Annotated in this window: 27 protein-coding genes and 1 tRNA gene; 9 read left to right on the plus strand and 19 right to left on the minus strand. The window is 36.7% G+C overall.

Features of this window, described 5'->3' with window-relative positions; genetic code table 11:
* Positions 1–278: 278 nt before the first annotated feature.
* From N8N51_RS03895 to N8N51_RS03915, 5 genes are all read right to left on the minus strand, one after another.
* Positions 279–962: a DUF4391 domain-containing protein gene (locus tag N8N51_RS03895; RefSeq protein ID WP_049544079.1), complete on the minus strand. Its 684-nt coding sequence runs from the start codon at positions 960–962 to the stop codon at positions 279–281.
* Entirely contained in the window at positions 955–4,212 is a 3,258-nt protein-coding gene (locus N8N51_RS03900; protein ID WP_049544078.1) for a helicase-related protein, read from the minus strand. Before N8N51_RS03900 ends, N8N51_RS03895 begins: the two co-directional genes overlap by 8 nt.
* A gap of 107 nt (positions 4,213–4,319) precedes the next feature.
* On the minus strand, positions 4,320–5,891 hold the full coding sequence (gene ffh / locus N8N51_RS03905) for a signal recognition particle protein (RefSeq protein WP_261103606.1): 1,572 nt from the start codon (positions 5,889–5,891) through the stop codon (positions 4,320–4,322).
* Positions 5,892–5,902: 11 nt separating this feature from the next.
* Positions 5,903–6,235, minus strand: coding sequence for a putative DNA-binding protein (locus tag N8N51_RS03910; protein ID WP_000402066.1), 333 nt, complete (start codon positions 6,233–6,235; stop codon positions 5,903–5,905).
* A gap of 90 nt (positions 6,236–6,325) precedes the next feature.
* A complete protein-coding gene (locus N8N51_RS03915) occupies positions 6,326–6,703 on the minus strand; it encodes a YwiB family protein (RefSeq protein WP_203212768.1) in 378 nt (125 codons plus the stop codon).
* A 71-nt stretch (positions 6,704–6,774) separates the two neighbouring features.
* Between N8N51_RS03915 and N8N51_RS03920 the strand changes: the two genes are divergently transcribed.
* Together N8N51_RS03920 and yidA are read left to right on the plus strand one after the other, a co-directional pair.
* On the plus strand, positions 6,775–8,079 hold the full coding sequence (locus tag N8N51_RS03920; protein ID WP_033685185.1) for an HD domain-containing protein: 1,305 nt from the start codon (positions 6,775–6,777) through the stop codon (positions 8,077–8,079).
* A 12-nt stretch (positions 8,080–8,091) separates the two neighbouring features.
* Complete coding sequence (gene yidA, locus N8N51_RS03925) at positions 8,092–8,898, plus strand: sugar-phosphatase (protein ID WP_261051272.1); 807 nt, start codon at positions 8,092–8,094, stop codon at positions 8,896–8,898.
* A gap of 236 nt (positions 8,899–9,134) precedes the next feature.
* On the opposite strand, the gene N8N51_RS03930 is transcribed toward yidA, so the two are convergent.
* The 9 genes from N8N51_RS03930 to N8N51_RS03970 form a co-directional block, all read right to left on the minus strand.
* The gene (locus tag N8N51_RS03930; protein WP_228112790.1) at positions 9,135–9,620 is read right to left on the minus strand and encodes an MFS transporter; all 486 of its coding nucleotides are present in this window, start codon (positions 9,618–9,620) and stop codon (positions 9,135–9,137) included.
* Positions 9,617–10,174 carry a CYTH domain-containing protein gene (locus tag N8N51_RS03935; RefSeq protein WP_049544067.1) on the minus strand — a complete coding sequence of 186 codons (558 nt, stop codon included), beginning with the start codon at positions 10,172–10,174 and terminating at the stop codon, positions 9,617–9,619. The genes N8N51_RS03930 and N8N51_RS03935 overlap by 4 nt, the downstream gene beginning before the upstream one ends.
* Positions 10,175–10,405: 231 nt before the next feature.
* A complete protein-coding gene (locus N8N51_RS03940) occupies positions 10,406–11,272 on the minus strand; it encodes a helix-turn-helix domain-containing protein (protein ID WP_084886378.1) in 867 nt (288 codons plus the stop codon).
* Between the two features lie 646 nt (positions 11,273–11,918).
* Positions 11,919–11,990 (minus strand) — tRNA-Arg (locus tag N8N51_RS03945).
* 42 nt (positions 11,991–12,032) lie between these two features.
* Positions 12,033–12,380, minus strand: a complete 348-nt coding sequence (gene rplS, locus N8N51_RS03950) for a 50S ribosomal protein L19 (protein WP_001068669.1) — start codon at positions 12,378–12,380, stop codon at positions 12,033–12,035.
* A gap of 118 nt (positions 12,381–12,498) precedes the next feature.
* A complete protein-coding gene (gene crcB, locus N8N51_RS03955; protein ID WP_261057771.1) occupies positions 12,499–12,828 on the minus strand; it encodes a fluoride efflux transporter CrcB in 330 nt (109 codons plus the stop codon).
* Positions 12,822–13,196: a fluoride efflux transporter CrcB gene (crcB, locus tag N8N51_RS03960; RefSeq protein ID WP_261057770.1), complete on the minus strand. Its 375-nt coding sequence runs from the start codon at positions 13,194–13,196 to the stop codon at positions 12,822–12,824. Before crcB (N8N51_RS03960) ends, crcB (N8N51_RS03955) begins: the two co-directional genes overlap by 7 nt.
* Positions 13,193–13,459, minus strand: coding sequence for a chorismate mutase (locus tag N8N51_RS03965; protein ID WP_000362436.1), 267 nt, complete (start codon positions 13,457–13,459; stop codon positions 13,193–13,195). The genes crcB (N8N51_RS03960) and N8N51_RS03965 overlap by 4 nt, the downstream gene beginning before the upstream one ends.
* A gap of 115 nt (positions 13,460–13,574) precedes the next feature.
* On the minus strand, positions 13,575–14,018 hold the full coding sequence (locus N8N51_RS03970; protein ID WP_001162125.1) for a flavodoxin: 444 nt from the start codon (positions 14,016–14,018) through the stop codon (positions 13,575–13,577).
* Positions 14,019–14,121: 103 nt separating this feature from the next.
* Here N8N51_RS03970 and N8N51_RS03975 point away from each other — a divergent pair, with 103 nt between their 5' ends.
* The 7 genes from N8N51_RS03975 (at position 14,122) to N8N51_RS04005 (ending at position 19,597) form a co-directional block, all read left to right on the plus strand.
* Positions 14,122–15,057, plus strand: a complete 936-nt coding sequence (locus tag N8N51_RS03975; RefSeq protein WP_000401755.1) for a DHH family phosphoesterase — start codon at positions 14,122–14,124, stop codon at positions 15,055–15,057.
* A 95-nt stretch (positions 15,058–15,152) separates the two neighbouring features.
* Positions 15,153–15,395 (plus strand): type B 50S ribosomal protein L31, encoded by a 243-nt coding sequence (locus N8N51_RS03980; protein ID WP_000710764.1) that lies wholly within the window; start codon positions 15,153–15,155, stop codon positions 15,393–15,395.
* Between the two features lie 427 nt (positions 15,396–15,822).
* Positions 15,823–16,410, plus strand: coding sequence for a recombinase family protein (locus N8N51_RS03985; protein WP_261082855.1), 588 nt, complete (start codon positions 15,823–15,825; stop codon positions 16,408–16,410).
* A gap of 237 nt (positions 16,411–16,647) precedes the next feature.
* Entirely contained in the window at positions 16,648–17,526 is an 879-nt protein-coding gene (locus tag N8N51_RS03990) for an N-acetylmuramoyl-L-alanine amidase family protein (protein ID WP_390897310.1), read from the plus strand.
* A 33-nt stretch (positions 17,527–17,559) separates the two neighbouring features.
* On the plus strand, positions 17,560–18,024 hold the full coding sequence (locus N8N51_RS03995) for a hypothetical protein (protein WP_020902768.1): 465 nt from the start codon (positions 17,560–17,562) through the stop codon (positions 18,022–18,024).
* 4 nt (positions 18,025–18,028) lie between these two features.
* A complete protein-coding gene (locus N8N51_RS04000; RefSeq protein WP_261082856.1) occupies positions 18,029–19,075 on the plus strand; it encodes a DUF6287 domain-containing protein in 1,047 nt (348 codons plus the stop codon).
* A gap of 222 nt (positions 19,076–19,297) precedes the next feature.
* Positions 19,298–19,597 carry a YbaB/EbfC family nucleoid-associated protein gene (locus N8N51_RS04005; protein ID WP_000981526.1) on the plus strand — a complete coding sequence of 100 codons (300 nt, stop codon included), beginning with the start codon at positions 19,298–19,300 and terminating at the stop codon, positions 19,595–19,597.
* Between the two features lie 72 nt (positions 19,598–19,669).
* On the opposite strand, the gene N8N51_RS04010 is transcribed toward N8N51_RS04005, so the two are convergent.
* From N8N51_RS04010 to macP, 5 genes are all read right to left on the minus strand, one after another.
* Complete coding sequence (locus N8N51_RS04010; protein WP_261082857.1) at positions 19,670–21,433, minus strand: glycerophosphodiester phosphodiesterase; 1,764 nt, start codon at positions 21,431–21,433, stop codon at positions 19,670–19,672.
* Positions 21,434–21,441: 8 nt separating this feature from the next.
* On the minus strand, positions 21,442–22,032 hold the full coding sequence (locus N8N51_RS04015) for a 3'-5' exonuclease (RefSeq protein WP_078228418.1): 591 nt from the start codon (positions 22,030–22,032) through the stop codon (positions 21,442–21,444).
* Between the two features lie 192 nt (positions 22,033–22,224).
* Positions 22,225–22,716: a chromosome segregation protein RocS gene (rocS, locus tag N8N51_RS04020; protein ID WP_000021242.1), complete on the minus strand. Its 492-nt coding sequence runs from the start codon at positions 22,714–22,716 to the stop codon at positions 22,225–22,227.
* A 76-nt stretch (positions 22,717–22,792) separates the two neighbouring features.
* Positions 22,793–23,485, minus strand: coding sequence for a 5'-methylthioadenosine/adenosylhomocysteine nucleosidase (locus N8N51_RS04025; protein ID WP_261103607.1), 693 nt, complete (start codon positions 23,483–23,485; stop codon positions 22,793–22,795).
* Positions 23,486–23,501: 16 nt separating this feature from the next.
* Positions 23,502–23,813 carry a cell wall synthase accessory phosphoprotein MacP gene (gene macP / locus N8N51_RS04030; protein ID WP_261103608.1) on the minus strand — a complete coding sequence of 104 codons (312 nt, stop codon included), beginning with the start codon at positions 23,811–23,813 and terminating at the stop codon, positions 23,502–23,504.
* Between the last annotated feature and the right edge of the window lie 3 nt (positions 23,814–23,816).

Consider the following 23,816-nt stretch of genomic DNA (forward strand, 5'->3'; position numbering starts at 1 on the left):
CAAGTCCAGAGTTTTCACCTGTTTGCTGTGCTGTGCTGTGCTGTGCTGTGCTGTGCTGTGCTGTGCTGTGCTGTGCTGTGCTGTGCTCATGGTAGTATCCTTTCTTAGCTTTGTCAAGCTTTTGTAATTTTAATTTTATAAAAATTTAAGTTGGCTTATCCTATCTTTGTAATGCTTAATTTTTAATACATTACAGCTTCATTTTATCAAAAATAGGGGTTGAAATCAAAAGAGTTCTCTAATCTAAATTTCTGATTTTCCTTTGTCAAAATTTACAATCAATTTTGCTTCTTTAAATCTTCTATTTCTTTCAATGTAGCCTGATAGTCTCTTTTTATTTCCATTTGTTTTCTCATTGATTTTTCAGAATACATCTTTTTCTTTAACTGTTGTGCCTTTTTTTCTAATTTATCTAATTGATCACTGAGTTCAATAGAGTTTCTAAGATTACTTTTTTCTAAAACTTGTAATTCTTTCTTACCAGTTTCTTTTACAAGACTCTCATAAACACCATCTAAATCATTTCCCTCAAAGTCAATGCTTACATCATCATGCGTCTGAAAGCGACGGACAATCTTAAAGTGCTTGCCATCCTTTTCTTGACTTAATGGCTCTTTATAATGAATAAGAAGTTCTTCTCTACCTTGTGGATATTTTAATACAAAGGCTGTATAAATCCCTAATCTTATATCTAGCTGTTCTAATAAAGTTAAGGAAACATCCATTTGTTCCAGTTCTATTTCTAAAACCATGATTTGCTTTACTTTTTTTCCAGCAGGAATATTAGTGGTACTTGTATCAATCTGATGAGTAATTTGAATTGCTTTAATCTGCTCTCTTAAATCCTTCTTTTCTTTCACAGATACATTAAGATTATCAAAAAAATCACTATTTCCCTTTTTATGAGGTCTAAATAGAAGGTGAGGTTTTGATAAGGCTGTATAGGACGGAAATCTAATCATCAGAATCCCCTTTCATCAATATGAAGAAACAAATTAGCTCAAAATCATCCATTCCCTCAATGCTAGTATTCATCAAATCAACAGATCCAAAGTTAAATAGGGCATCCATAGTTGAAATCTGATCATGTTCCATTAGTTGATCAATTGCCTCTTGAAGCAATTCCGAATAAACAACCATTTCTTTACCGTTTTTTGTTTGACGATTAAACTTGTCTACTACTTGACTTAATGGTTTACTTTGACCCCGACAAATGCTACTAAGGTGTTCCAATATTTTCTTGCTTTCGGAAGGGGATAAAAGCAATTCTCCATCTCTATTGATGTAGAGGATATAATATGGATGAAGCTGATTTTGATTATTTTTTCCTTTTATCTGATCTTTATTTTTTAGGACGAAAATGACACCTTCTGATTCTTTATTGGAAGCAGGTAAAATAGCTTGCAAACCTCTCGGAACTTTTTCTAACTCAGGATGTTCTTCCAAATACTTAAGAAGGTCTATGCGATAATCTTCTAATCCTAAATCCATAATGGAAATACCATCATTCATCTCCTCTAGATCAACCACTTCATCTCTAAGACGTTCTAATTGCTTTCTTCGATAATTATTATCCTCTATTTCTTCACTAGATAAAACATTATCATCTGCTGTTGAAGTCAAGACCGAAATTTTCATCCTCGATTCAACCCTAGACTTAAGATCGATATACTCATCTAACTCAAGATTTGGCCAAAAGTTAACCAATTGAATGTATTTATTTTGACTACCAATTCGATCCACACGACCAAATCGTTGAACAATACGGACAGGATTCCAGTGGATATCGTAATTGATCATCATATCTGCATCTTGCAAGTTTTGACCTTCGGAAATCACATCTGTTGCAATTAAAAGATCGATCTCACTCTCATCACCAGGAAACAAAACATCACGAGATTTTGATTTAGGAGAGAAATAAGTTAATAAAGAATTGAGGTCTTTATTTTTAGTTTCCAAAGTTGTTGCAAAACCTTTTGTACCTGAAATCTGAGCAGTGTAAAGACCATACTTATCCAAGACATACTGACTAATATGTTTATAAAGGTAGTTCGTTGTTGTCGCAAATGCGGAGAAAATAATCAACTTTTTATTACCATCATTGATTGGATTTGTTAGTTTCTCATCTATCAAGGTAAAAAGAGTCTGAAGTTTTTGGTCTTCTTGTGGCGTTATTTTACTGATTAAATTTTCCAGCTCTGTCAATACTGCAAAATCTTGTTCTAACTCGACCTTCCAACTACGATAATCCATATCTTGTAAAGCAATACGATTTTTCTTACCAATAGAGAACTCGAGATTACTATCTTCCAAATCAAAATCATCTTCATCAAGATGAGAATCAAGAGATAAATGATCCAATCCTGTCAATTCATATTCCTCGATAGCCTTTAAGGTCTTTTCTACATAATCTTTTACAACGTCTATTAAAGTATATCGAAAAGCTGCAACAGAACTTTCTAAACGTTTGAGCAGGTTAATCATCATCAGTTTTTTGATACCAGACTCACGGCCAAACTGAGTTAAATTCCCCATTACTCCTTCTTTACTTTTATCGTATTTAGCTCTCTTTGATGGGTAAATATGTATCGATGGTTGATAGATAGTCAACTGGAGTTTATCAAGTAAGTGATATAATTTTTTATAGGTAATTCCGAGATTTGAAACCGTTAAATCAGGTTCAAAATTAAGTGGTTTTAAGCGCTGTGGAAATTCTCCAATCGCTTTTCTATCATAAAATTCCCGAATATGTTTTCTACTTCTGGCTATCGTTACACTATCCAGTACTTTAAAGAAATCAAAATCTAATGTAGATAAGAGTTTATCTGTTGTTCTCTCTTCTGCAGGTAGGTCAGCCCACTTATTATAAGCAGATTGAGCATTTCTGAAAATATCATTTATAGATGATTTTGTTTCTAATTTACTATCAATTTGATCCGTATCTCCTTCATAGGCTAGAGCAATTTGATTTTTCAAATCATTAAAGCGATTATTAACAGGTGTGGCTGATAGCATGAGTACCTTTGTAGGGACACCAGACCTTATGATTCGATTCATTAAACGGCTGTATCGATTTTCTCTCCCCTCAGATAAATCATTTTCGCTAGAAGCACCATTTCTAAAATTATGAGACTCATCAATGACAACCAGATCATAAGTATGCCAATTATTTAAGGACAAATCAATTCCATTAGAGTGTCCTTTATCTCTACTGAGATCTGTATGATAAAGCACGTCATAAAGCAAATGTCTATCATAAATTGGATTATTTACATAATCATGACGATACATATTCCAGTTATTTTCTAACTTTTTAGGACAAAGTACTAAAATACGTTTGCCTCGATAAGCATAATAAGTCATGACCGCTAAAGCTGTATAAGTCTTCCCTAGACCAACCGAATCCGCTAGAATACATCCATTAAATTTTTCTAATTTAGAAATGATCGATTTTACTGCATCCTTTTGGAAATCATATAACAGCCCCCAAATCTTACTTTCTTTATAACCAACACCTTCATTGGGTAAAAAATCCTCATTGATATCTTCTAAAAATTCACTAAATAAATTATATAGCATCACATAATAAATGAACTCAGGAGAATGTTCTTTATGAGCTAGGTTTAAATTCTCCAAAAACTCTTCTGTAACATCACGAAAATAATCATCTTCTTCCCAGAGATTATCAAATTCATCTAAATAATTTAAACTAAGTGGTGCATGATAGAGGTTTCTACTCGTTTTAAATAGAGAAGCTTCATATCCTAATTCTTTGCGATCAAAGTTTTTCAAACGGTCTACTGCCACTACATCATCCGAATTTTCAATTCGAATACCATTTGGCATTTCATCTGTTTCAATATTAATCGATTTGAATTGCGCTTTTCTTCGGATCCAATCAGCACATTCACGAGCAATCGCTTTTTGGGTCAGCTCATTCATCAATTTCAGTTCATACTTTCCACCAAAAATCGATTGTTCTCGTTCTTTTTTGGGTATCGTATATTCACGGAAATCTGTTTTGGTTTCATCTGTTATAAAAGTCGGATTTGTAAAAATAAATTTTAACTCTTCAATATTCTCCAATTCCTCTTTCAACTGCTGATAAGCAAACATAGAAAAGGTTGCTGCTGCAATTTTGACTCGACTCTCTGATTTCAATTCTTTCTTTAGCTCATCTCCAAGACGAATTGATCGATTATCAATTTCCATAATCCCTCCCTATTAGACTATTTCTACTATTATATCATTCTTTGCAGATTCAAAATAGACCTTTTTCTTCTTTCTAAAAAAGGAAAGCCCTGCGGCCTTCCTTTGTCTTACTTGCGTTTCTTCTTCGCTTTTTTCATTTTGTTAGCCATACGTTTCATGGACTGTTTCATGGCAAATTCACCGATTTTACCTTTGAGTCCGCCACCAAACATCTGGCTCATATCTGGCATTCCTGCCCCTCCGAGAGCTGACAAGTCAGGCATCCCACCTTGTCCCATCATTCCTTCAAGGGCAGACATATCCATTCCTCCCATATTTGGCATATTTTTAGGAAGGTTGTTTGGATTGATCCCCATCTGCTTCATCATCTTGTTCATATCTCCAGACATGACACCCTGCATGAGCTGTTTGGCCTGATTAAAGTCCTTGATGAATTTATTGACTTCGACAAAGCTATTTCCAGAACCTGCAGCGATACGACGACGACGGCTTGGATTTAACAAATCTGGATTTTCACGTTCTTCAGGTGTCATTGAAGACACAATGGCACGTTTGCGCGCGATCTGACGCTCATCCACCTTCATGTTTTGAAGGGCTTGATTATTGGCCATACCTGGAATCATCTTGAGCAAGTCTTCCATTGGGCCCATGTTTTGCACCTGATCCAACTGATCAATGAAATCATTGAAATCAAAGGTGTTTTCACGCATCTTCTCAGCCATTTCAAGGGCTTTTTGCTCATCGTACTCTTGAGAAGCTTTCTCAATCAAAGTGAGCATATCCCCCATACCAAGGATACGGCTAGACATACGGTCTGGATGGAAGGTTTCGATATCTGTAATCTTTTCACCTGTACCAGTGAACTTGATTGGTTTTCCAGTGATGTGACGAACCGATAGAGCCGCACCACCACGAGTATCCCCATCAATCTTGGTAAGGATGACCCCAGTCACTTCTAACTGAGCATTAAACTCACGCGCAACATTGGCCGCTTCTTGACCAATCATGGCATCAACGACGAGCAGAATTTCGTTTGGTTGAGCCAGTGCTTTCACGTCACGAAGCTCATTCATGAGGAGCTCATCAATCTGCAAACGACCTGCCGTATCAATCAAGACATAGTCATTATGATTGGCTTGGGCTTGCTCCAAACCTTGACGTACAATCTCCACAGCTGGCACTTCTGTTCCTAGAGCAAAAACTGGCACATCAATTTGTTGCCCCAAAGTCTTCAGCTGATCAATGGCAGCTGGACGATAAATATCCGCTGCAATCATCAAAGGACGAGCATTTTCTTCTTTCTTAAGTTTGTTGGCCAATTTACCAGCAAAGGTTGTTTTACCAGCCCCCTGCAAACCAACCATCATGATGATGGTAGGAATCTTTGGTGACTTGATAATTTCTGCCGTATCAGAACCTAAAACGGCTGTCAGTTCCTCATCAACGATTTTAATAATCTGTTGCGCAGGATTAAGTGTATCAATGACCTCATGCCCGACTGCACGCTCACGAACTTTCTTGATAAAGTCCTTTACAACAGGCAAGGCAACGTCGGCCTCAAGCAAGGCCAAACGAATTTCTTTGGTTGCCTCTTGGACATCAGATTCAGAGATTTTTCCTTTTTTACGTAAATTTTTAAAGACGTTCTGCAAACGTTCTGTTAAACTTTCAAATGCCATGTTTCTTCCTCTTATTCTCTATTATCAATGCTTGTTAAAATTTCTATCTGCTCCTGCAGAAAGTCATCCTTGGGATAGCGCTCCAAAATCTGGTCAAAAATTTGACTACGGACAATGTAGTCCGAATACATGTGCAATTTCATCTCATAATCTTCCAGAATCTTTTCTGTCCGCTTGATATTGTCATATACAGCCTGACGACTGACACCAAACTCCTCGGCAATCTCAGCAAGGCTGTAATCATCAGCGTAGTAGAGCTCGATATAATTCATTTGCTTATCTGTCAAAAGCGCCGCATAAAATTCAAAGAGCGCATTCATACGATTGGTTTTTTCAATTTCCATAACTTTTATTATACCAAAAAATAGCCTAATCTACCACACTAGGGAGCCAATACAAGAAGATAGCTAGCTAAATTTGAAAAAGACAAGAGACTAGCCCCAAGTAATTTCCAATTGATAGCGGGCAAAGGGATGTCCCTCTTGATTTTGTAGTTGATAGCCTAAATGTATCTTTTGCCCATCAACTTGATAATGGCTCGTTTGGATGATAAACTCCTGCATGCCCATAGGTGTAGGGATATAGGCAAAACTATCACTATCCTTTAAAAAGCGCATAATGGTCTTGGGATTGGAAAAACGGCTCATCACCAGTTCTTGACCATGAAATTTAATAACCACTTTTTCCTTTTCCTCATTATAGAAAAGCAGGTAGCTATAATCTCCTTTTTCATGCACTTCCACGTCATAAAGCTGGTCAATCACTTCCAACTGCTCATCAAACTGAATCGTATTTCGCATCCGAATCTTCACATCAGGTCCTCTTTCTTGTCTCTTGTCCTACTATTTTACCAAAAACTCTAGCTTTTTGCTATAATGGTCATATGAACGAAAAAGTATTCCGTGACCCAGTTCACAACTACATCCATGTCAATAATCAAATCATCTATAACTTGATTAATACAAAAGAATTTCAGCGTTTGCGTCGTATCAAACAACTGGGAACGTCCAGTTATACCTTCCACGGTGGAGAACACAGTCGCTTCTCTCACTGTCTTGGAGTCTATGAGAATGCTCGTCGCATCACAGAGATTTTTGAAGAAAAATATACTGAGGAATGGAATCCTGCCGAATCCCTCCTCACCATGACCGCTGCGCTCCTTCATGACCTTGGTCATGGTGCCTATTCCCATACTTTTGAACATCTCTTTGATACAGACCACGAAGCCATTACTCAGGAGATTATCCAAAGTCCTGAAACGGAGATTCACCAAGTCCTGCTACAAGTGGCGCCAGATTTCCCAGAAAAGGTAGCCAGTGTTATTGATCATACCTATCCTAACAAGCAGGTCGTTCAACTCATTTCTAGTCAGATTGATGCAGACCGCATGGACTATCTCTTGCGCGACTCCTATTTTACAGGAGCTTCTTATGGGGAATTTGACCTGACTCGGATTCTTCGAGTCATTCGTCCTGTCGAAAATGGTATCGCCTTTCAGCGCAATGGCATGCACGCCATCGAAGACTATGTCCTCAGTCGCTACCAGATGTATATGCAGGTCTATTTCCACCCAGCAACACGGGCCATGGAAGTTCTCCTGCAGAATCTCCTCAAACGCGCCAAGGAACTTTATCCAGAAGATAAGGACTTCTTTGCACGAACATCTCCACATCTCCTGCCTTTCTTTGAAAAAAATGTGACCTTGTCTGACTATCTAGCTCTGGATGATGGTGTGATGAATACCTATTTCCAACTCTGGATGACCAGTCCTGACAAGATTCTCGCAGATTTGTCGCAACGCTTTGTCAACCGCAAGGTCTTTAAATCCATTACCTTTTCACAAGAGGACCAAGACAAACTCGCTAGCATGAGAAAATTAGTTGAGGATATCGGCTTTGATCCCGACTACTATACTGCCATTCATAAGAACTTTGACCTCCCTTATGATATCTATCGTCCCGAATCTGAAAATCCACGGACACAGATTGAGATTTTACAAAAAAATGGAGAACTGGCCGAACTCTCTAGCCTGTCTCCTATCGTCCAATCTCTTGCAGGCAGTCGCCACGGAGATAATCGCTTTTATTTTCCAAAAGAAATGTTGGACCAAAACAGTATCTTCGCAAGCATTACCCAGCAATTTTTACACTTGATTGAGAACGACCATTTTACCCCAAATAAAAACTAGAAGAGGAAATTTATGAGTATTAAACTAATCGCCGTCGATATTGACGGAACCCTAGTCAATAGCCAAAAGGAGATTACTCCTGAAGTCTTTTCTGCCATCCAAGATGCCAAAGAAGCTGGTGTCAAAGTCGTCATTGCAACTGGCCGGCCTATCGCAGGTGTTGCCAAACTTCTGGACGACTTGCAGTTGAGAGACGAGGGGGACTATGTTGTGACCTTCAATGGTGCCCTTGTCCAAGAAACTGCTACAGGACATGAGATTATCAGCGAATCCTTGACTTATGAGGATTATCTGGATATGGAATTCCTCAGTCGCAAGCTCGGCGTCCACATGCACGCTATTACCAAGGACGGTATCTATACTGCCAATCGCAATATCGGAAAATACACTGTGCACGAATCAACCCTCGTCAGCATGCCTATTTTCTACCGCACTCCTGAAGAAATGGCTGACAAGGAAATTGTCAAATGTATGTTCATCGATGAACCTGAGATTCTGGATGCTGCGATTGAAAAGATACCATCGGAATTTTACGAACGCTACTCCATCAATAAATCTGCTCCTTTCTACCTCGAACTCCTTAAAAAGAATGTGGACAAGGGTTCAGCCATCACTCACCTAGCTGAAAAAATCGGATTGACCAAAGATGAAACCATGGCGATCGGGGACGAAGAAAATGACCGTGCCATGCTGGAAGTCGTTGGTAACCCAGTTGTCATGGAAAATGGAAATTCAGATATCAAAAAAATCGCCAAATACATCACTAAATCTAATGATGAATCTGGCGTTGCCCATGCCATCCGTACATGGGTACTGTAAAATAATTTGAATATAGAAAAAGCACTCCAAAAGTTAGAGATAATGTACTGACCCCAAAAGTTAGACAGAAAAAATCTTACTTTTGGGTTGCAATTTAAAATTCAGTATTTTTGGTTTCTAGTTCTATCCCCTTAATAATTATTAAATCTGAAAAAGGTAGTACATTATGTAAAACCTTTTTCAATTTTTTATTTTACTACGAATTAATATTCTTTTTTCTAATGATAATTAATCCACTAATCTTCCTTTATAAATCTTGCAGTTCTTTTCTTAGTTAGCTTTTTTTCATAACTCTTTATAAGAATAACCAATAAACTACTTAGTAATCCCAAAATAACTAGACTTAATCTCGGGTTTAAAAGCCAATTAAAATAAGCGGCCAGTATTCCTCCAAAAGTAGCAAAAATGGTAGCTATTACAAAAGAACTAGAAAGTATCTTTCCAATATTATACACAGTACTTTCTTGTTGCTGTATTGTTATAATCGAGACAGAAGCTATTGTAATTAATCCACTCAAAATTGAATAACAAATTCCAAAAAATATCCAATTTTCTACTATTCCACTCACCATAATGACAAGTGGGATGGTTGCAATTGATATATTCATTAAAATAAAGGCATCCTTCTTATTCAAAAAAGTAGAAAGAAAGGTTACTGCTATCAAACTTCCAAATCCAGCAATTGAGTAAACAATCCCAACAAGACTATTTGATAATTTCAATTACGTCCATTTTTTTCTCTCATTAATTGGACATAGCCCTTTGTTTCTATTTTTGAATTTAAAAACGAGAACTCTCCGCACATTTTCTCATAAAAATTATTATAATCTTCTTTTGAAAAATCTCCTAAAATCTCTATCTCAAGATAAAATCCAAGACCATCAATCTTATCTAGATTAATCGTTTTATTTTCTAATGCATCATGATAAGTCTTTCTATGTTTACTTATTGTGAAAATATTTGAAAATCCATCTTGCAAGATATTCCTTACAAATTCTAATTTTTCAGATTCTAACTCTATTTCACTTTCACTCCACATTCCTTGTTTTATCGTATCTTTTCTTGTAAAAACACTTGCTCTATTATCATCTTCTTGGCGAATTCTGTAGATAAAGCTACCTACCTCATCATTTTCAAATTCTCTTCCTTTTGTTTTAAAATATTTATCAACTTGCTTATTTTCACACTTAAATTTATAAGATTTTTCTAAATATGAAATAGCATTATTATAATCCCTCTCATCGTTGAGTTCAAATCTAACTTCTAATTCATTCATTCATTTTACCTCTCAATTCTTCAAAGGCTGAAGTCTCTTTACATTCACTCAGTCTATAGTAAGTTTCTGTAGATGTTTTATGGACAAAAAGCCTAATATTTTCTTGCACTCATTTTAGCACTTAGATGTTATTATGTCAATTGTTTTTATAATATTCTTTATTTATTTTTGTTAAATACATATTTGTATCTTTTTAGATTAAAAAAACGATGCTTATGAACATCGTCTTTACTATTCTGTTATATCTGCAATGTAATGCTCGATTTTAAGAGCCATTGACATATTGTCCTCAAGCTTATATAGGAAATAAGCCGTTTCAAAGTAATCTTTTACTGCAACTTTAGAAGAAAAATTCTTACTGACATTTCCCATCAATACATACAAATCAGCCAAAAGATATGTTGTTTTATACGTCTTACATTGCTTTATCGTATCTGTGATTTTAGTAATAGCTTCTTCAGTATTATTCTGCAACCATAGATAGCGACAAACATTATAATTAAATTTAATAGAAAGGTTTAATTCTTCGATTGTTTTTAAATTGAGTTGATTTACTTGATACTCTAACTTTTCTCGAATTTCATTAAAACTCTCTAAATCTTCAATATCATAATAAAAATTAAATAGAGTATTTGAAACTTGAAGGTAGGTCAGGTCAGGTACACTTAACTGAGACAGTACCTTCTCCAATCTTGCCACAGCCTCCTCTTTTTGCCCATAGAAATAAAAATCTATAAGAGATTTTATCCACTCCATATAAAACTTATCTACTAAAGACAAGCGATGTACTTTTACACTCTCTAGTTCATATATATATTTCAAAGACTCATAATTTCGATTTGTGATAAATGTCTGAGCTAACTTCTTAAACTCTGATAGCTCGTCAATCTCCTCTTCAATTTGCTCATTAAAAAAATAATCCATACTAACTTTTAACTTCTTGGACAGAGCATATAAAAAGTCTGCTCCTGGAGTAAATTCTCCATTCTCTAATCGACTAATCTGTCCCTGTTTACATATCCCCTCAGCCAATTCTCGCTGAGACATTTTTAATTCTTTTCGTCTATTTTTTAATCTTGTTGCTAATAGTGTACCCACGTTTGCATTTTCCTTTTCTATTCGATTTCAATTTCAATTGTAACATGATTAAATTTTAAATACAAATTAATAAACCAAAAGATACAAATTATATATAAGCAATGACTAGATATGTTACCTTTGAAAACCTATCCCTTCTTCTTTTGAGATTTTCTTACTCAAACGATTGATAAACGTATTCACTTTAAATGGATTAGATATTAGACTATCATGTTTAAATTTTGTTATTGATATATTTAACAGACCAGAAATAGTCTTGTACAACATATCAAATTCAGGGGAATAATAACGATTTTCCCCATTTTTTAAGCTCTCTATTTCATAACAATCAATTCACCTTGTCACATACCTTAGCCAGAAACATCCATACCAAATCTTTTTGAAAGCTGTTTAAAGATTTGTACTTACTTTCTGAGTTCATAGATCTGAACCTTAACATCATTTGTCAATTCCATAATAAAAATAAGGACATTCCAATAAAGGAAGTCCTTTTTTAACACTACTATAAATCAAAGACATTTTCATGATCCATTTTATTCTATAGTCATTGACCAAAATACTAAATTATTTTTAAAAATGAACTTGTGATAATTGCCTTTAAATAAACATTTTGAATTTTCTTTGTCTTTCTTTACATTACTAAAAATGCCCCCTGCAGGAATCGAACCTGCAACTACTCCTTAGGAGGGAGTTGTTATATCCATTGAACTAAGGGAGCTAGATAAAAACTCTGCTGAAAAAGCAGAGTTTTTTAGTCGAATTAACGACGGATTTCTTTGATACGAGCTGCTTTACCTTGAAGAGCACGCAAGTAGTACAATTTCGCACGACGTACTTTACCGTAACGAACAACTTCGATTTTTTCAACACGTGGAGTGTGGATTGGGAAGATACGCTCAACACCTACACCGTTAGAGATTTTACGAACTGTGTAGTTTTCTGAGATACCAGCACCTTTACGTGCGATAACAACACCTTCAAAAATCTGGATACGTTCACGGTTACCTTCGACAACTTTCGCGTGTACACGAACAGTGTCACCAGGACGGAATGATGGGATATCTGTACGAAGTTGTCCTTCAGTCAAGCTTTGGATTAATGGATTCATTTTATTCTCCTATCTTTGTCAATCTTGAGGAACCTTCCTCAGCGGATAAACTGTATTTTTGTGCGTCCATTACACACAAGATACAGTTTACCAAATTTCCACAAAAAAGTAAAGAAATTTATAGCAGAATTCCTAAAAAAATCGCAATCAAACCACCTAGGTAGGTCAAAGCTAAATAAGAATAAAATACCTTCTTATCACTTAACAGTCTTTGGAGTTCGTCATTCAAGGTAGAGAAGGTTGTTAAACCGCCACAAAATCCTGTTGCCAGAATAGCATAGACTTCCTTAGACTCCACATGATTGTAGAATAATCCAATCAAAAAACAACCTAGAAGATTGGCTATGAGCGTTCCAACTGGCAATTTAGAAGCTTGATTATAGTGGGAAAAGAAATACCGTACTAGGGCTCCTAAGCCACAAGCAATTGCAAGATAGACGATTACCATTTCTTCCTCCCTAAATAGTAAGCTAAAAGCAGTCCTCCACCGATGCTCAAAAGCAAATACAGGACTAAACTAAGATAACGCCCTGTATCAAGCAGTTTCACAGCATCAAGCATGAGACTAGAAAAGGTTGTTAAACCTCCACAAAAGCCCGTCCCCAGTGCTAAAATAACGCCTTTACTGGTTCCCTTATAGACTAAATAGCCCTTAACAAGATACACCAGGCAGAAAATTCCCAGATAGTTGACAAAGAGAGTGCCCCAAGGGAAATCTGGACTGGCTGGTAACCAAGTAGAAAACAGGTAGCGAACCAGTCCGCCCAACATAGCAGCTAGAAAAATCCCTAGCGGATAAAATTGTTCTTTTTTCATTTGATATTTTGATCCTGATAATCACGCGAACGTTTGAGTATGTCCGAAAAAGTCGCGACAATAGTTTCCTGATAGCGCTTATCTCCTACACGACTTCTAACCTTTTCAAAAATAACCGCTTCTCTCTTAGTATCTAAAATCGGTTTCCCTGAAGCCTTCTTATAAGCAACTACACCCTCAACCAAATGCATTCGTTCTTCTAAGAGCTTGACGATTTGGTCGTCTATTTGATCAATTTCTTGACGAATAATATCTAAATCCATACAGTCTCCTCCTTTATTTGAATTATTGTATCAAAAAGCCACCAATTAGGCTAGTAAAATCCCAACTCACGATAAGAAAAATGCACTGATTGATTACATCAGCGCACGTTTATGCTTATCCTACTTTAGCAGCCAATTCTTCTGCGAATTGTTCTAAGCGTTCAATATCTTCTTCCTCAGCAGAGAGATCAACTTTGACACACTCTGAACCTTTTTCTGCCCCTGTCGCTACAAAAACGCGGTCAAAGTCATCGACAGCCTTACAGAATTCATCGTAGAAGGTATCTCCTGAGCCGACCACTCCGTAGATTTTGCCATTCAAGTTGAGGTCAGCTAGGTCTTCGTAGAAGTCCATCATCTCATCTGGCAATTCTCCATCACCATAAGTATAGGTCGCAACGATAGCGATGTCTGCTTCCAAGAAGTCTGAAGCGTCAACAGTTGTACATTCATCAACATCGACATCCAAGCCCAAGTCACGTAATTTGTCTGCTACAATATCTGCAATTTCTTCGGTATTACCGGTCATACTGGCAAATACAATTTTTGCTAATGCCATATCGTCCTCCTCAATTTATCTTTCTCCATTATATCACATCTTTTTCATTTTAAAAATAAAAATTCTTGTGCTACAATGAAATGAGAAAGAATTGAGGTTATTTATGGAAATTTGCCATCAAATTTTAGAAAAAATCAAAGAATACGACACGATTATCATTCATCGTCATATGAAACCAGACCCAGATGCCTTGGGAAGTCAGGTGGGATTGAAAGCTCTTCTCAAACATCATTTCCCAGAAAAAACCATCAAAGCCGTTGGTTTTGATGAACCAACTCTAACTTGGATGGCGGAAATGGATTCTGTTGAAGACAGTGCTTACCAAGGTTCCCTTGTCATCGTTTGTGATACGGCGAATACTGCTCGTATTGATGATAAGCGCTATAGTCAAGGTGATTTTCTCATTAAGATTGACCACCATCCAAATGATGATGTATACGGTGACCTGTCTTGGGTCGATACTAGTTCAAGCAGCGCTAGTGAGATGATTACCCTATTTGCCCAAACAACCCAACTGGCCTTGTCAGATCGAGCTGCTGAATTGCTCTTTGCAGGAATTATTGGGGATACAGGTCGCTTCCTCTACCCTTCTACCACTGCACGGACCCTCCGTCTGGCTGCCTCTCTAAGAGAACAGAACTTTGACTTTGCGGCTCTCACTCGCAAAATGGACACTATGAGTTACAAAATTGCTAAACTTCAAGGCTATATCTACGATCATCTGGAAGTGGATGAAAATGGCGCAGCTCGCGTGATTCTGAGTCAGGAAATCTTAAAACGATTCAATGTCACCGACGCGGAAACTGCAGCCATTGTAGGCGCACCTGGACGCATTGACAGTGTTAGTCTCTGGGGAATTTTTGTGGAGCAGGCTGATGGCCACTACCGAGTTCGCTTACGCAGTAAAATCCATCCTATCAATGAAATTGCCAAAGAACATGATGGTGGAGGCCACCCTCTAGCAAGCGGTGCTAATTCCTATAGTTTAGAAGAAAACGAAATCATCTACCAAAAGTTAAAAAACTTGCTTAAAAACTGATAAAATACTTGCCAAACTTTTTAGAATCTGATAGACTAGTATGGTAACAATCTATGGCTCGCAAAGAGACCATGGCAGAAAGGAAATATTGCAAAATGAAAAAAGATATCCATCCAGAATATCGCCCAGTTGTCTTCATGGACACAACTACTGGTTACCAATTCCTTAGCGGTTCAACAAAACGCTCTAACGAAACAGTTGAGTTCGAAGGCGAAACTTACCCATTGATCCGTGTGGAAATTTCATCAGACTCACACCCATTCTACACTGGACGTCAAAAGTTCACTCAAGCAGATGGACGCGTGGATCGTTTCAACAAAAAATACGGTCTCAAATAATGATAAAAAGACAGCTTCGGCTGTTCTTTTTTGTTTCTTGAAATCAACTGCTGTTTCCATGTTCCAGACTCGTACTCTTCGAAAATCTCTTCGGTAATTTAATGTTAGGGGATTTATACTAACAATAGACTTTTAACCCCAAAATTGATAAAATAAAAATGAAAATAAGATAAAAGGAAACTATAAATCACCATGATGAACATGCAAAAATTGAACATACTGTTTTTAATTTTTGTAAACATCAAAAAGGTTGGTTTAAAAGGATTTTAAGCCCTTAAGATTTTTTATCCAACACTACTATTCACGCATCCAAGACAAAATCTTGGCAAAAAAATACAGTAGCAAAGAGTACACCAAACTACCACTCATTATGGGCGGTAGTTTTCTTTTCGTCTAAAATAGAGATAAAAAGATAGGTGGTAGCCTTATGCGTTACGGTTATGTTCGAGTATCTACAAGAGAACAAAATATCGATAGACAATTTTCAGCCTTGGTAGAAAATAAATTAGCAAAAGAGAATATTTTTATTGATTACGTTTCAGGAAAAGATTTTGACAGAATAGAATATCAAAAATTATTAACTACCTTGAAAGAGAATGATGAATTGGTTATTAAATCAATTGATAGATTGGGAAGAAACTATGATGAAATTTTAGAACAATGGCAAGCAATTACTAAGAAAAAGAAAGTAAATATAACTGTTTTAGATTTCCCCTTATTAAACACAAAGAATAGCAATGATAATATCACAGGAAAACTAATCTCCGATATCGTTTTACAAGTTCTGTCTTATGTGGCACAGTTTGAAAGAGAACAAATCAAACAAAGACAAATGGAAGGAATACGAGAGGCAAAGAAAAAAGGGAAGAAATTCGGTAGACCAAAATTAGTTGTCCCAAATAATCTCCCTAATGTGATAGCTCAATATAAGAAAAAAGAAATAACCTTACGAGAAGGTGCAGACATCTTAGGAGTATCAAAAAGCACCTTTCATAATTGGATAAAAAATTCATAGTTCTTGTCAAAAAACCTAGGATTTTTTGGACAGGAAATACATTCTCTTTTAGAACCGTTTTCGTTAGAAAAAATGTTCTAAAATCAAGCATTTTGACCGATTATTATTACACTTCAATTTTATCAAGTTTGTCCAAAAAAGTCTAGGTTTTTGGACAAACTGATTACTTTACAACAAATAAAAATAGGGAGTATTAAATGAATGCACAAACAAACTAAAAAATTCACACTTGCAACTATCTCAGCTCTATCACTTCTTGGCACTGGAGTCATCACAGCTAATCAAGTATCAGCTAGCGAGAAGACGAGTACTGAAAAACAAATAGAGGCAACAATTACAAAAGTTGAAATTGATTATTTTGGACTTAGCTTCGAAGGCAGACTTTCAGAGCCACTACAACACGGAGGTGATAAGGCTGCTAAGGGAAATGTTACTTTGATTGATAAAGCGACCGGAAAAATTGTGTACCAAAGTCACGATGCTGTCATTTTTAGTGGCTTAACTAAAGATGTCAGTGATCAATTTTTACAACCTTTATTTTATAGCAATCAATTTAAAGGTGATATTTTTGTTTCAGAACAATTTCCAGATGGAACATATATTTTGGAGATGTCTGGAGAAGCTGGTTCGCCTTACGATGACTTAACTGATACAAGAAAACGTGTCTTTAAAGTTAGAAAAGATGTGACTATCGGAAATCCTTCTACAAATTCAAATACTAACACAACAACTCAATCAGGTTCGAATTCTAATATCTCAGGTAGTTGGCTACAATCTGGTTCTCGTTGGTGGTACAAACACGCCGACGGTTCCTATACAACTAATGGCTGGGAAAAAATCAATGGTGTTTGGTATCGTTTTGACAACTCTGGCTGGATGCAAACTGGCTGGGTAAAAGACGGTAGCTGGTACTATCTCGACGGTTCAGGTGCGATGAAGACAGGTTGGGTCAAAGATAACGGTAGCTGGTACTATCTTCAAGACTCAGGCGCTATGAAAACTGGCTGGATGAAGGTATCTGGTAAATGGTACTATGCTTATAGCTCTGGTGCACTAGCAATCAATACGACAACACCTGATGGCTACCGTGTCAATTACAACGGTGAGTGGGTCTAACATACAATAGAAATAGATTAAGGAGACAATTATATGAACAAAGTTATAAAAATTGAAGATGAAACAGTTTATGTTGGAAAAGGTGATAATGGCCAATTTACTGCAATTTCAAGAAAAAGTTTTGGTTTTGAACCACAAGTAGGTGATTACGTAGAATTTTATCAAAACGGTGATGAGTATATTGTTTCAAAAATAGATAACACATCTCCAGCTAGCTCTAGCCAACATTCAAATGGAGTGAGTGATAAATCTAAACTGGCCGCAGCCTTATTTGCCCTATTTTTAGGAGCACTTGGTGGATACGATTTTTACATCGGAAATTCCAAACAAGGATACAAGCGTATCGGTATAACTCTGCTAGCTTTCATTCCTATTTTATTGCCATTTGTTTTACTAGCAAATGCAATTTGGAATATTATAATTACTATTCAAGTTTTAACGTCCAAAACTGGTAGCAAATGGCACCAAGATGCTCAAGGTTTAGAATTGCAAGATTAAACATATGAAAAAATTATTTCTATTCAGTATTAGTATTTTAGCTATCTCTATTTTAACGGCTTGCCAACATCAGAGTGAAAATACTTCTGCAACAAGTTCTGAAGCGATTGCCTCAAGTACTAGTTCCACTTCTTCCACATCGGAAGAAAAGCAAACTGACTACACCCTGTACAATCCTATCCTTAAAGAATATGCCAAAGTATTAGATGGTTCACCAGCTTCACATACAGAGGTCAATTCAAAAGCAAACTTAAAAAATACTTATCCTAAAGAATATTCTGGATTACAGTATAGCTTGTATGATTTAGACCAAGACGGTACGGACGAACTTTTGATTGCCCTAAAAATGGATTCTAACTATTACGATTTATTAGATATTCGAACTCTTAAAAATGACGAAGTTATTCGACTGACCAATGCAGAAAACAATCTGGACTTTATTGGAGAGCGAGTACATTTTAATCCTTTAGAAAATGGCTATTTCCAATTATCTACCCGTGTATCTACTAATCAAATCCAAGTTAAACTATACAAGTTAAATCAGGATGGAACACGGTTAGAGTTAATTAGCGAATCAGATACAGAAGAGGGACTGGGGACAAAACCACCTTCCCTTGATATAAGATCTTTCTCTTGGAAGTCTGTCACAAGTCTCATAAATGGAGAAACTAGCCTTCCGTCAGAAATCAAAGGGATGGATATTTCTGCAATTCAAAATGGGGATTTTTCTAGTGTCTCAGGAACTTGGAGGAATCGTTCAGGTATTGAATTTACTTTCGACAAAAATGGTTTAGTAAGTGATAAGTCCAAAATTTCAATTGAAGATGCTAAAGAAATTGACCACTATCTTAAGGCAAATTCTGTTTCTAAAGATGGAGGTGCTGGTGCAGCTATTGCCTTTTTACCAGCAGGAATCCCTATAACTATGTCTGTCACCTCTTCTACAGATAATGGCTATACCGACTCATCTGATATCACACAAGACCGCTTATGGATTGGACAACAACTTATCAATGGTAGTACTGAGGGATTTTTCTACAAAGTAGAATAGTGTTAGTAAACCCTTAAACGAGCTCATAAAATATCTAGCAACTTTTCATAAACACATATAGGATAAATATTCTTATGCTCTTAGAATATCTATCCTATATTTTTATTCCATCTACATCCCCATCAATACTTGATGAATTCACTCTAAAAAAAGATTAGACTTTTAACATCAAAATTGATAAAATAAAAAGGAAAATAAGATAAAAGGAAACTGTAAATCACCATGATGAACATGCAAAACATGATGCGTCAAGCACAAAAACTTCAAAAACAGATGGAACAAAGTCAAGCAGAACTTGCTGCTATGCAATTTGTTGGTAAATCTGCTCAAGACCTTGTTCAAGCGACCTTAACTGGAGATAAGAAAGTTGTCAGCATTGACTTTAATCCAGCTGTCGTTGACCCTGAAGACCTTGAAACTCTTTCAGATATGACTGTTCAAGCCATCAACTCTGCTCTTGAACAAATCGATGAAACTACCAAGAAAAAATTGGGGGCTTTCGCTGGAAAATTGCCATTCTAAGCATAAGAAAAACAAGCATTCAAGAGAATACTTGCCTATCATGGGAGGAACAACTGTTCCTCCTTTTGATTACTAAAAATTAAAGAATTCCATGGCTTGTTTGAACAGTAAATCCGTATACTCTGGGTCTTCTTGGGCAATAGTAACCTGATCTTGAATCATTTCCAAGTCATCCGTTATCATGCCGTCTGCACCTAAATGAACAGATTTATCAAAGGACTCTGAACTATTGATGGTCCAAACGTACAATTTCTGATCGGTATTCCAAAGCTTGTTGACAAAATTTTCATCCAAAGTTGAATACTCCATAGTATAACCTGTTGCCTTGGTTCTTGGAAAAATACTATTATAAGGTAGGATGAAATAGACTGGAATTTGAGAATCGTAAGCTAGTACCTGGTCAATCACATGATAATCCAAAGACTGCATTTGGTGACCATTCTGCTTAAGAACTGTTCCATATTTTTCCATAAATCGTTTCATCATATCTGGGCTATCTTTTCGACTGGTTTTAATCTCAATAAGGAGTTTTTGATGTAATTCATTAGCTTTATTGAGATAGTCATCAAAACTAGACACCTTGCTATGATAACCATTTTCTGAAATATCGAGTTTGGTCAATTCCTCCAAGGTTAAATCCTGAGGTTTGGCATTAACTCCTGTCAAATTCTTGATATTGGCATCATGCATCATGACAAACTGGCCATCTTTTGTTTCCTGAACATCCGTCTCAACGAAGTCTGGAGATAACTGAGCGGTTTTTTCTAGTGATTGGACGGTATTTTGCACACCATTCTTATTAGATACTCCCCTGTGAGAGATAATCAAAGGTTTATTAGCAACTGGAGCTTCTAAATAAACATAACCCTCAAGAGCGAAAAAGATAGCAGCACATCCCATCACTCCCCATCTCATCCAGTGGTCTTTCTTTCTCCTTGGTGTGATTTCTAATTCTTCTCCTGTTAAGAAGGAAACAAACTTAATGAGAAAGTAAGTCAAGGCCATATAGTGGAAATTCTTGATTAAAACAAAGTTGATAATTCCCAGCACAAGAGATTCCTTATGGGTCAAACCATCCATCAGTGCCTGACTTGCCAAGATTGGAATCAATAAAAGAATGAAAAATAGGTAGGTTTTGACGACAATCCAAAGCAAGTTCCAAGTATAAAACCAGGAGTGCTTTTTTGTCTTCTCTAGACTGTATCTGACTGCTTCTTTGACTGTTTTTTTCTCAAATAAAAGCTGAGGTAGAGCAAACATGAAACGCACTGAAATGTAAAATAGAAGTAAAGCCAGAATAGTAACCACTATACCTACTAGCCAATACTTGTCTTCCACATAATCAACGATAAAGTCTGGAATGACAATTTTATTGAGGTAGTAAATCTTTAAAATCTTTCGAATCAATGGAAAGAGCATCATGACATAAAAGAAGATAAAGGCTATCTTGGAAAGCGTCACTTGCTTCATAAACAAGAAACTTTGGCGAAAGACCTTACGACTGTACTCCAGCAAAGTTCTCTTTTCATGATAGAGTAGGTGCCGGGCTCCGATAAAGAGAAGTCCTATCTGGTAATAGGCGATCAGTAAATTAACGATTACCAGAATAAATAAAGCAATACTAACAAATGGCGAACCCTTTATAATGGCAAAAATATTGTTGTAAGATAGAAAGAGATAACCTGTCTGACGGAGCAAAAGTCCAGCAATCCAAGAATTTGACGGTAACCAGACAAACTCAATCATCATGAAAGTCAAGAAAAAGAGAAAGAGTATTTTATCTAGATTAAAGTATATCTGCTTAAAACCTAGATTTTTAGGTTTTTCAGGTTTCATAGGCACTCCTAATCAAATAATTGAGACAAGTCTAAGCCTCCAAAAGGATTGTTCGATAGGCTACTTTCTGCCCCTAACAATTCTCTAGCTTGATCCGACTCTAGAAAGGACTCGTAAACACGCGCTGTCATACGAGCATCCTCTAAGCTATTATGAGACTGACCTTGAAATCCAAGAAATGAGGCAACAGTTTGCAATTTGAGATTGGCAATACCGTGTAAATCTGAACTACGACGTTCAAAGGCTTCATCATACAAGTCCACCTTATACTGCAGGCTGTAGTCTAAACCATGCTCTGCTAGAATAGGCAAATCACTTTTAGCAGCATTGTAGCCAACCATGGGTAAAGAACCCACAAACTCTTGGAAATCTTTTATAACTTTCTCCACTGGAGGGGCATCTTTTAATGTCTCAGCTGTAATCCCTGTCAAACCATTGATAAAACTCTTTAGAGGCACACTAGTATGGACATATGAATCATAGGCAGCGATTTCCTGACCATCTCTAAAACGCACTGCCGATACTTGAATCAAGTGTGTTTGCCCTTCATGCTGATTAAATTCTAAATCGAAAGCAATGTAATCTTCTAATCGTTCCATTCTATACCTCTCCTATACTGTTATTTTATACTAATTCAAACCACGTCAACGTCGCCTTGCCGTACTCAAGTACAGCCTACGGCTAGTTTCCTAGTTTGCTCTTTGATTTTCATTGAGTATTACTTGAGCAACTATACTATTTAGAAACAAAAGAAGCCATCAGGTTAGCATTTAACCTAAACAGCTCCTTGATTATCCTCCAAATAAACGAGCAAAAAAGCCTTTCTTAGTGGATTGGACTTCTTCTTTTGCTTGGTCCAGCTCTAGCTTAAGATTTTCTTGATCCTTCATGGCTTGAAGGGTCAATTGTTGCTGCTGATCTAGTTGTTTATCTTTCTCAGCAATCTGACGATCTTTGATGCGCATCTGCTCATCTTTTTCTGATAACTGACGATCCTTGGCTTTTAATTGTTCATAGAGACGAAGAATTTCTGCATTCTTCTCATCCACTAGAATCTCCATCAGTTCACGTTGCTTGACATCTTCACTGACAGGCTCATCTTCAAAAATCGTTTTTTTATAGATTTCTTCTAGCTTAATCAAGCCACTTCTGGTAACGACTGTTACCCCTTTGTCATTTTTATCTGTGTCTTCTTCTGGTAATTCTTTGACACGGTTATTGATTGCTTGGCGAGATAATCCTAAGACCTCTGCAATCTCACTGACGGTCATTTCAATACTCATAATATCCTCTGAAACGTTTTCTAGCTTTTCTTTACTTAAATCTTATCATAAGCTAGAAAAACTGTCAAATTTCCGCTTAATCTAAAGCCTTCAAAAAGGCTAACAAGACTTGGGCAGAGCGACGTCCAGCTTCGATAATAAACTCATCAAAAGAGATGTTTGCTTCATGATTTGCATTGTCACTCATAGCTCGGATGACTAAGACTGGAAGATTAAGAGCATGCGCTGCCTGAGCAATAGCTGCCCCCTCCATCTCAACAGCCAAAACATCTGGGAAATGGGACTTAATCGCTTCTATCTTGTCATTTCCTGCAACAAAACTATCTCCTGTAGCAATCAAACCAAGATGCCAGTTCTGGTCCAATTGAGATAGACTCTCTTGAATTTTGGCAACAAAGATTTTATCTGATTCGAAATAAAGCGGTTGTTGTGCCATTTGTCCATAAGCATAACCAAAAGCTGTGACATCCACATCATGATAGGCTAATTTGTCAGCAATCACGACATCCCCAACAGCGATACCCTCTGCTACTGCCCCAGCTGATCCCGTATTAATTAGAGCATCCACTTGGAAATGATCAGCCAAAATCGCCACACTCATAGCAGACATGACCTTACCAATTCCACTTTCTACAAGAACGACTTCATGAGAGGCAATGGTTCCTGTGTGATAGGTATTACCTAAAACAACTTGCTCCTGGGCATTGTCTAAATGCTGGACCAGATAAGCCAGTTCTTCTGGCATAGCCGCAATAATTCCTATTTTCATTTCAATTCCTTTTATATTACAAAAGTTTCATTGCTAAGACAAGCAAAATTAAGAGAAAGATGACTACAAATAAGATTTTATTCAGTTTAGAATTGAAGATATTTCTCTTGGTATTTTCAATGCGACGGCTTTTATGAATAGACGGTTCGACCTGAATCTTCAAGGTTTCCTGACTAAATCCATGATCCTTAGGATTGGCATAACCAAAACGGGAAGAAGAGGTTGGTAAAATCTTAGTCTCCTCATCATCTAGCAAAGGAGGACCTGAAATTTTTTCGCCTCTATTAGCTCTTTCGATTATTTCATCCGTTAATAAAGGTTTACCCATACT

Origin of the sequence: Streptococcus mitis (assembly GCF_946188685.1) — a bacterium.
GTDB classification, from domain to species: Bacteria; Bacillota; Bacilli; order Lactobacillales; family Streptococcaceae; genus Streptococcus; species Streptococcus mitis_CC.

Bases quoted from the DNA above. Each gene is read 5' to 3' on its own strand.
- N8N51_RS03895 (WP_049544079.1), bottom strand. From the start codon at position 962: ATGATTAGATTTCCGTCCTATACAGCCTTATCAAAACCTCACCTTCTA.
- N8N51_RS03900 (WP_049544078.1), bottom strand. From the start codon at position 4,212: ATGGAAATTGATAATCGATCAATTCGTCTTGGAGATGAGCTAAAGAAA.
- ffh (WP_261103606.1), bottom strand. From the start codon at position 5,891: ATGGCATTTGAAAGTTTAACAGAACGTTTGCAGAACGTCTTTAAAAAT.
- N8N51_RS03910 (WP_000402066.1), bottom strand. From the start codon at position 6,235: ATGGAAATTGAAAAAACCAATCGTATGAATGCGCTCTTTGAATTTTAT.
- N8N51_RS03920 (WP_033685185.1), top strand. From the start codon at position 6,775: ATGAACGAAAAAGTATTCCGTGACCCAGTTCACAACTACATCCATGTC.
- yidA (WP_261051272.1), top strand. From the start codon at position 8,092: ATGAGTATTAAACTAATCGCCGTCGATATTGACGGAACCCTAGTCAAT.
- N8N51_RS03935 (WP_049544067.1), bottom strand. From the start codon at position 10,174: ATGAATGAATTAGAAGTTAGATTTGAACTCAACGATGAGAGGGATTAT.
- rplS (WP_001068669.1), bottom strand. From the start codon at position 12,380: ATGAATCCATTAATCCAAAGCTTGACTGAAGGACAACTTCGTACAGAT.
- crcB (WP_261057771.1), bottom strand. From the start codon at position 12,828: ATGGTAATCGTCTATCTTGCAATTGCTTGTGGCTTAGGAGCCCTAGTA.
- crcB (WP_261057770.1), bottom strand. From the start codon at position 13,196: ATGAAAAAAGAACAATTTTATCCGCTAGGGATTTTTCTAGCTGCTATG.
- N8N51_RS03965 (WP_000362436.1), bottom strand. From the start codon at position 13,459: ATGGATTTAGATATTATTCGTCAAGAAATTGATCAAATAGACGACCAA.
- N8N51_RS03970 (WP_001162125.1), bottom strand. From the start codon at position 14,018: ATGGCATTAGCAAAAATTGTATTTGCCAGTATGACCGGTAATACCGAA.
- N8N51_RS03975 (WP_000401755.1), top strand. From the start codon at position 14,122: ATGGAAATTTGCCATCAAATTTTAGAAAAAATCAAAGAATACGACACG.
- N8N51_RS03980 (WP_000710764.1), top strand. From the start codon at position 15,153: ATGAAAAAAGATATCCATCCAGAATATCGCCCAGTTGTCTTCATGGAC.
- N8N51_RS03985 (WP_261082855.1), top strand. From the start codon at position 15,823: ATGCGTTACGGTTATGTTCGAGTATCTACAAGAGAACAAAATATCGAT.
- N8N51_RS03995 (WP_020902768.1), top strand. From the start codon at position 17,560: ATGAACAAAGTTATAAAAATTGAAGATGAAACAGTTTATGTTGGAAAA.
- N8N51_RS04000 (WP_261082856.1), top strand. From the start codon at position 18,029: ATGAAAAAATTATTTCTATTCAGTATTAGTATTTTAGCTATCTCTATT.
- N8N51_RS04005 (WP_000981526.1), top strand. From the start codon at position 19,298: ATGATGAACATGCAAAACATGATGCGTCAAGCACAAAAACTTCAAAAA.
- N8N51_RS04010 (WP_261082857.1), bottom strand. From the start codon at position 21,433: ATGAAACCTGAAAAACCTAAAAATCTAGGTTTTAAGCAGATATACTTT.
- N8N51_RS04015 (WP_078228418.1), bottom strand. From the start codon at position 22,032: ATGGAACGATTAGAAGATTACATTGCTTTCGATTTAGAATTTAATCAG.
- rocS (WP_000021242.1), bottom strand. From the start codon at position 22,716: ATGAGTATTGAAATGACCGTCAGTGAGATTGCAGAGGTCTTAGGATTA.
- N8N51_RS04025 (WP_261103607.1), bottom strand. From the start codon at position 23,485: ATGAAAATAGGAATTATTGCGGCTATGCCAGAAGAACTGGCTTATCTG.
- macP (WP_261103608.1), bottom strand. From the start codon at position 23,813: ATGGGTAAACCTTTATTAACGGATGAAATAATCGAAAGAGCTAATAGA.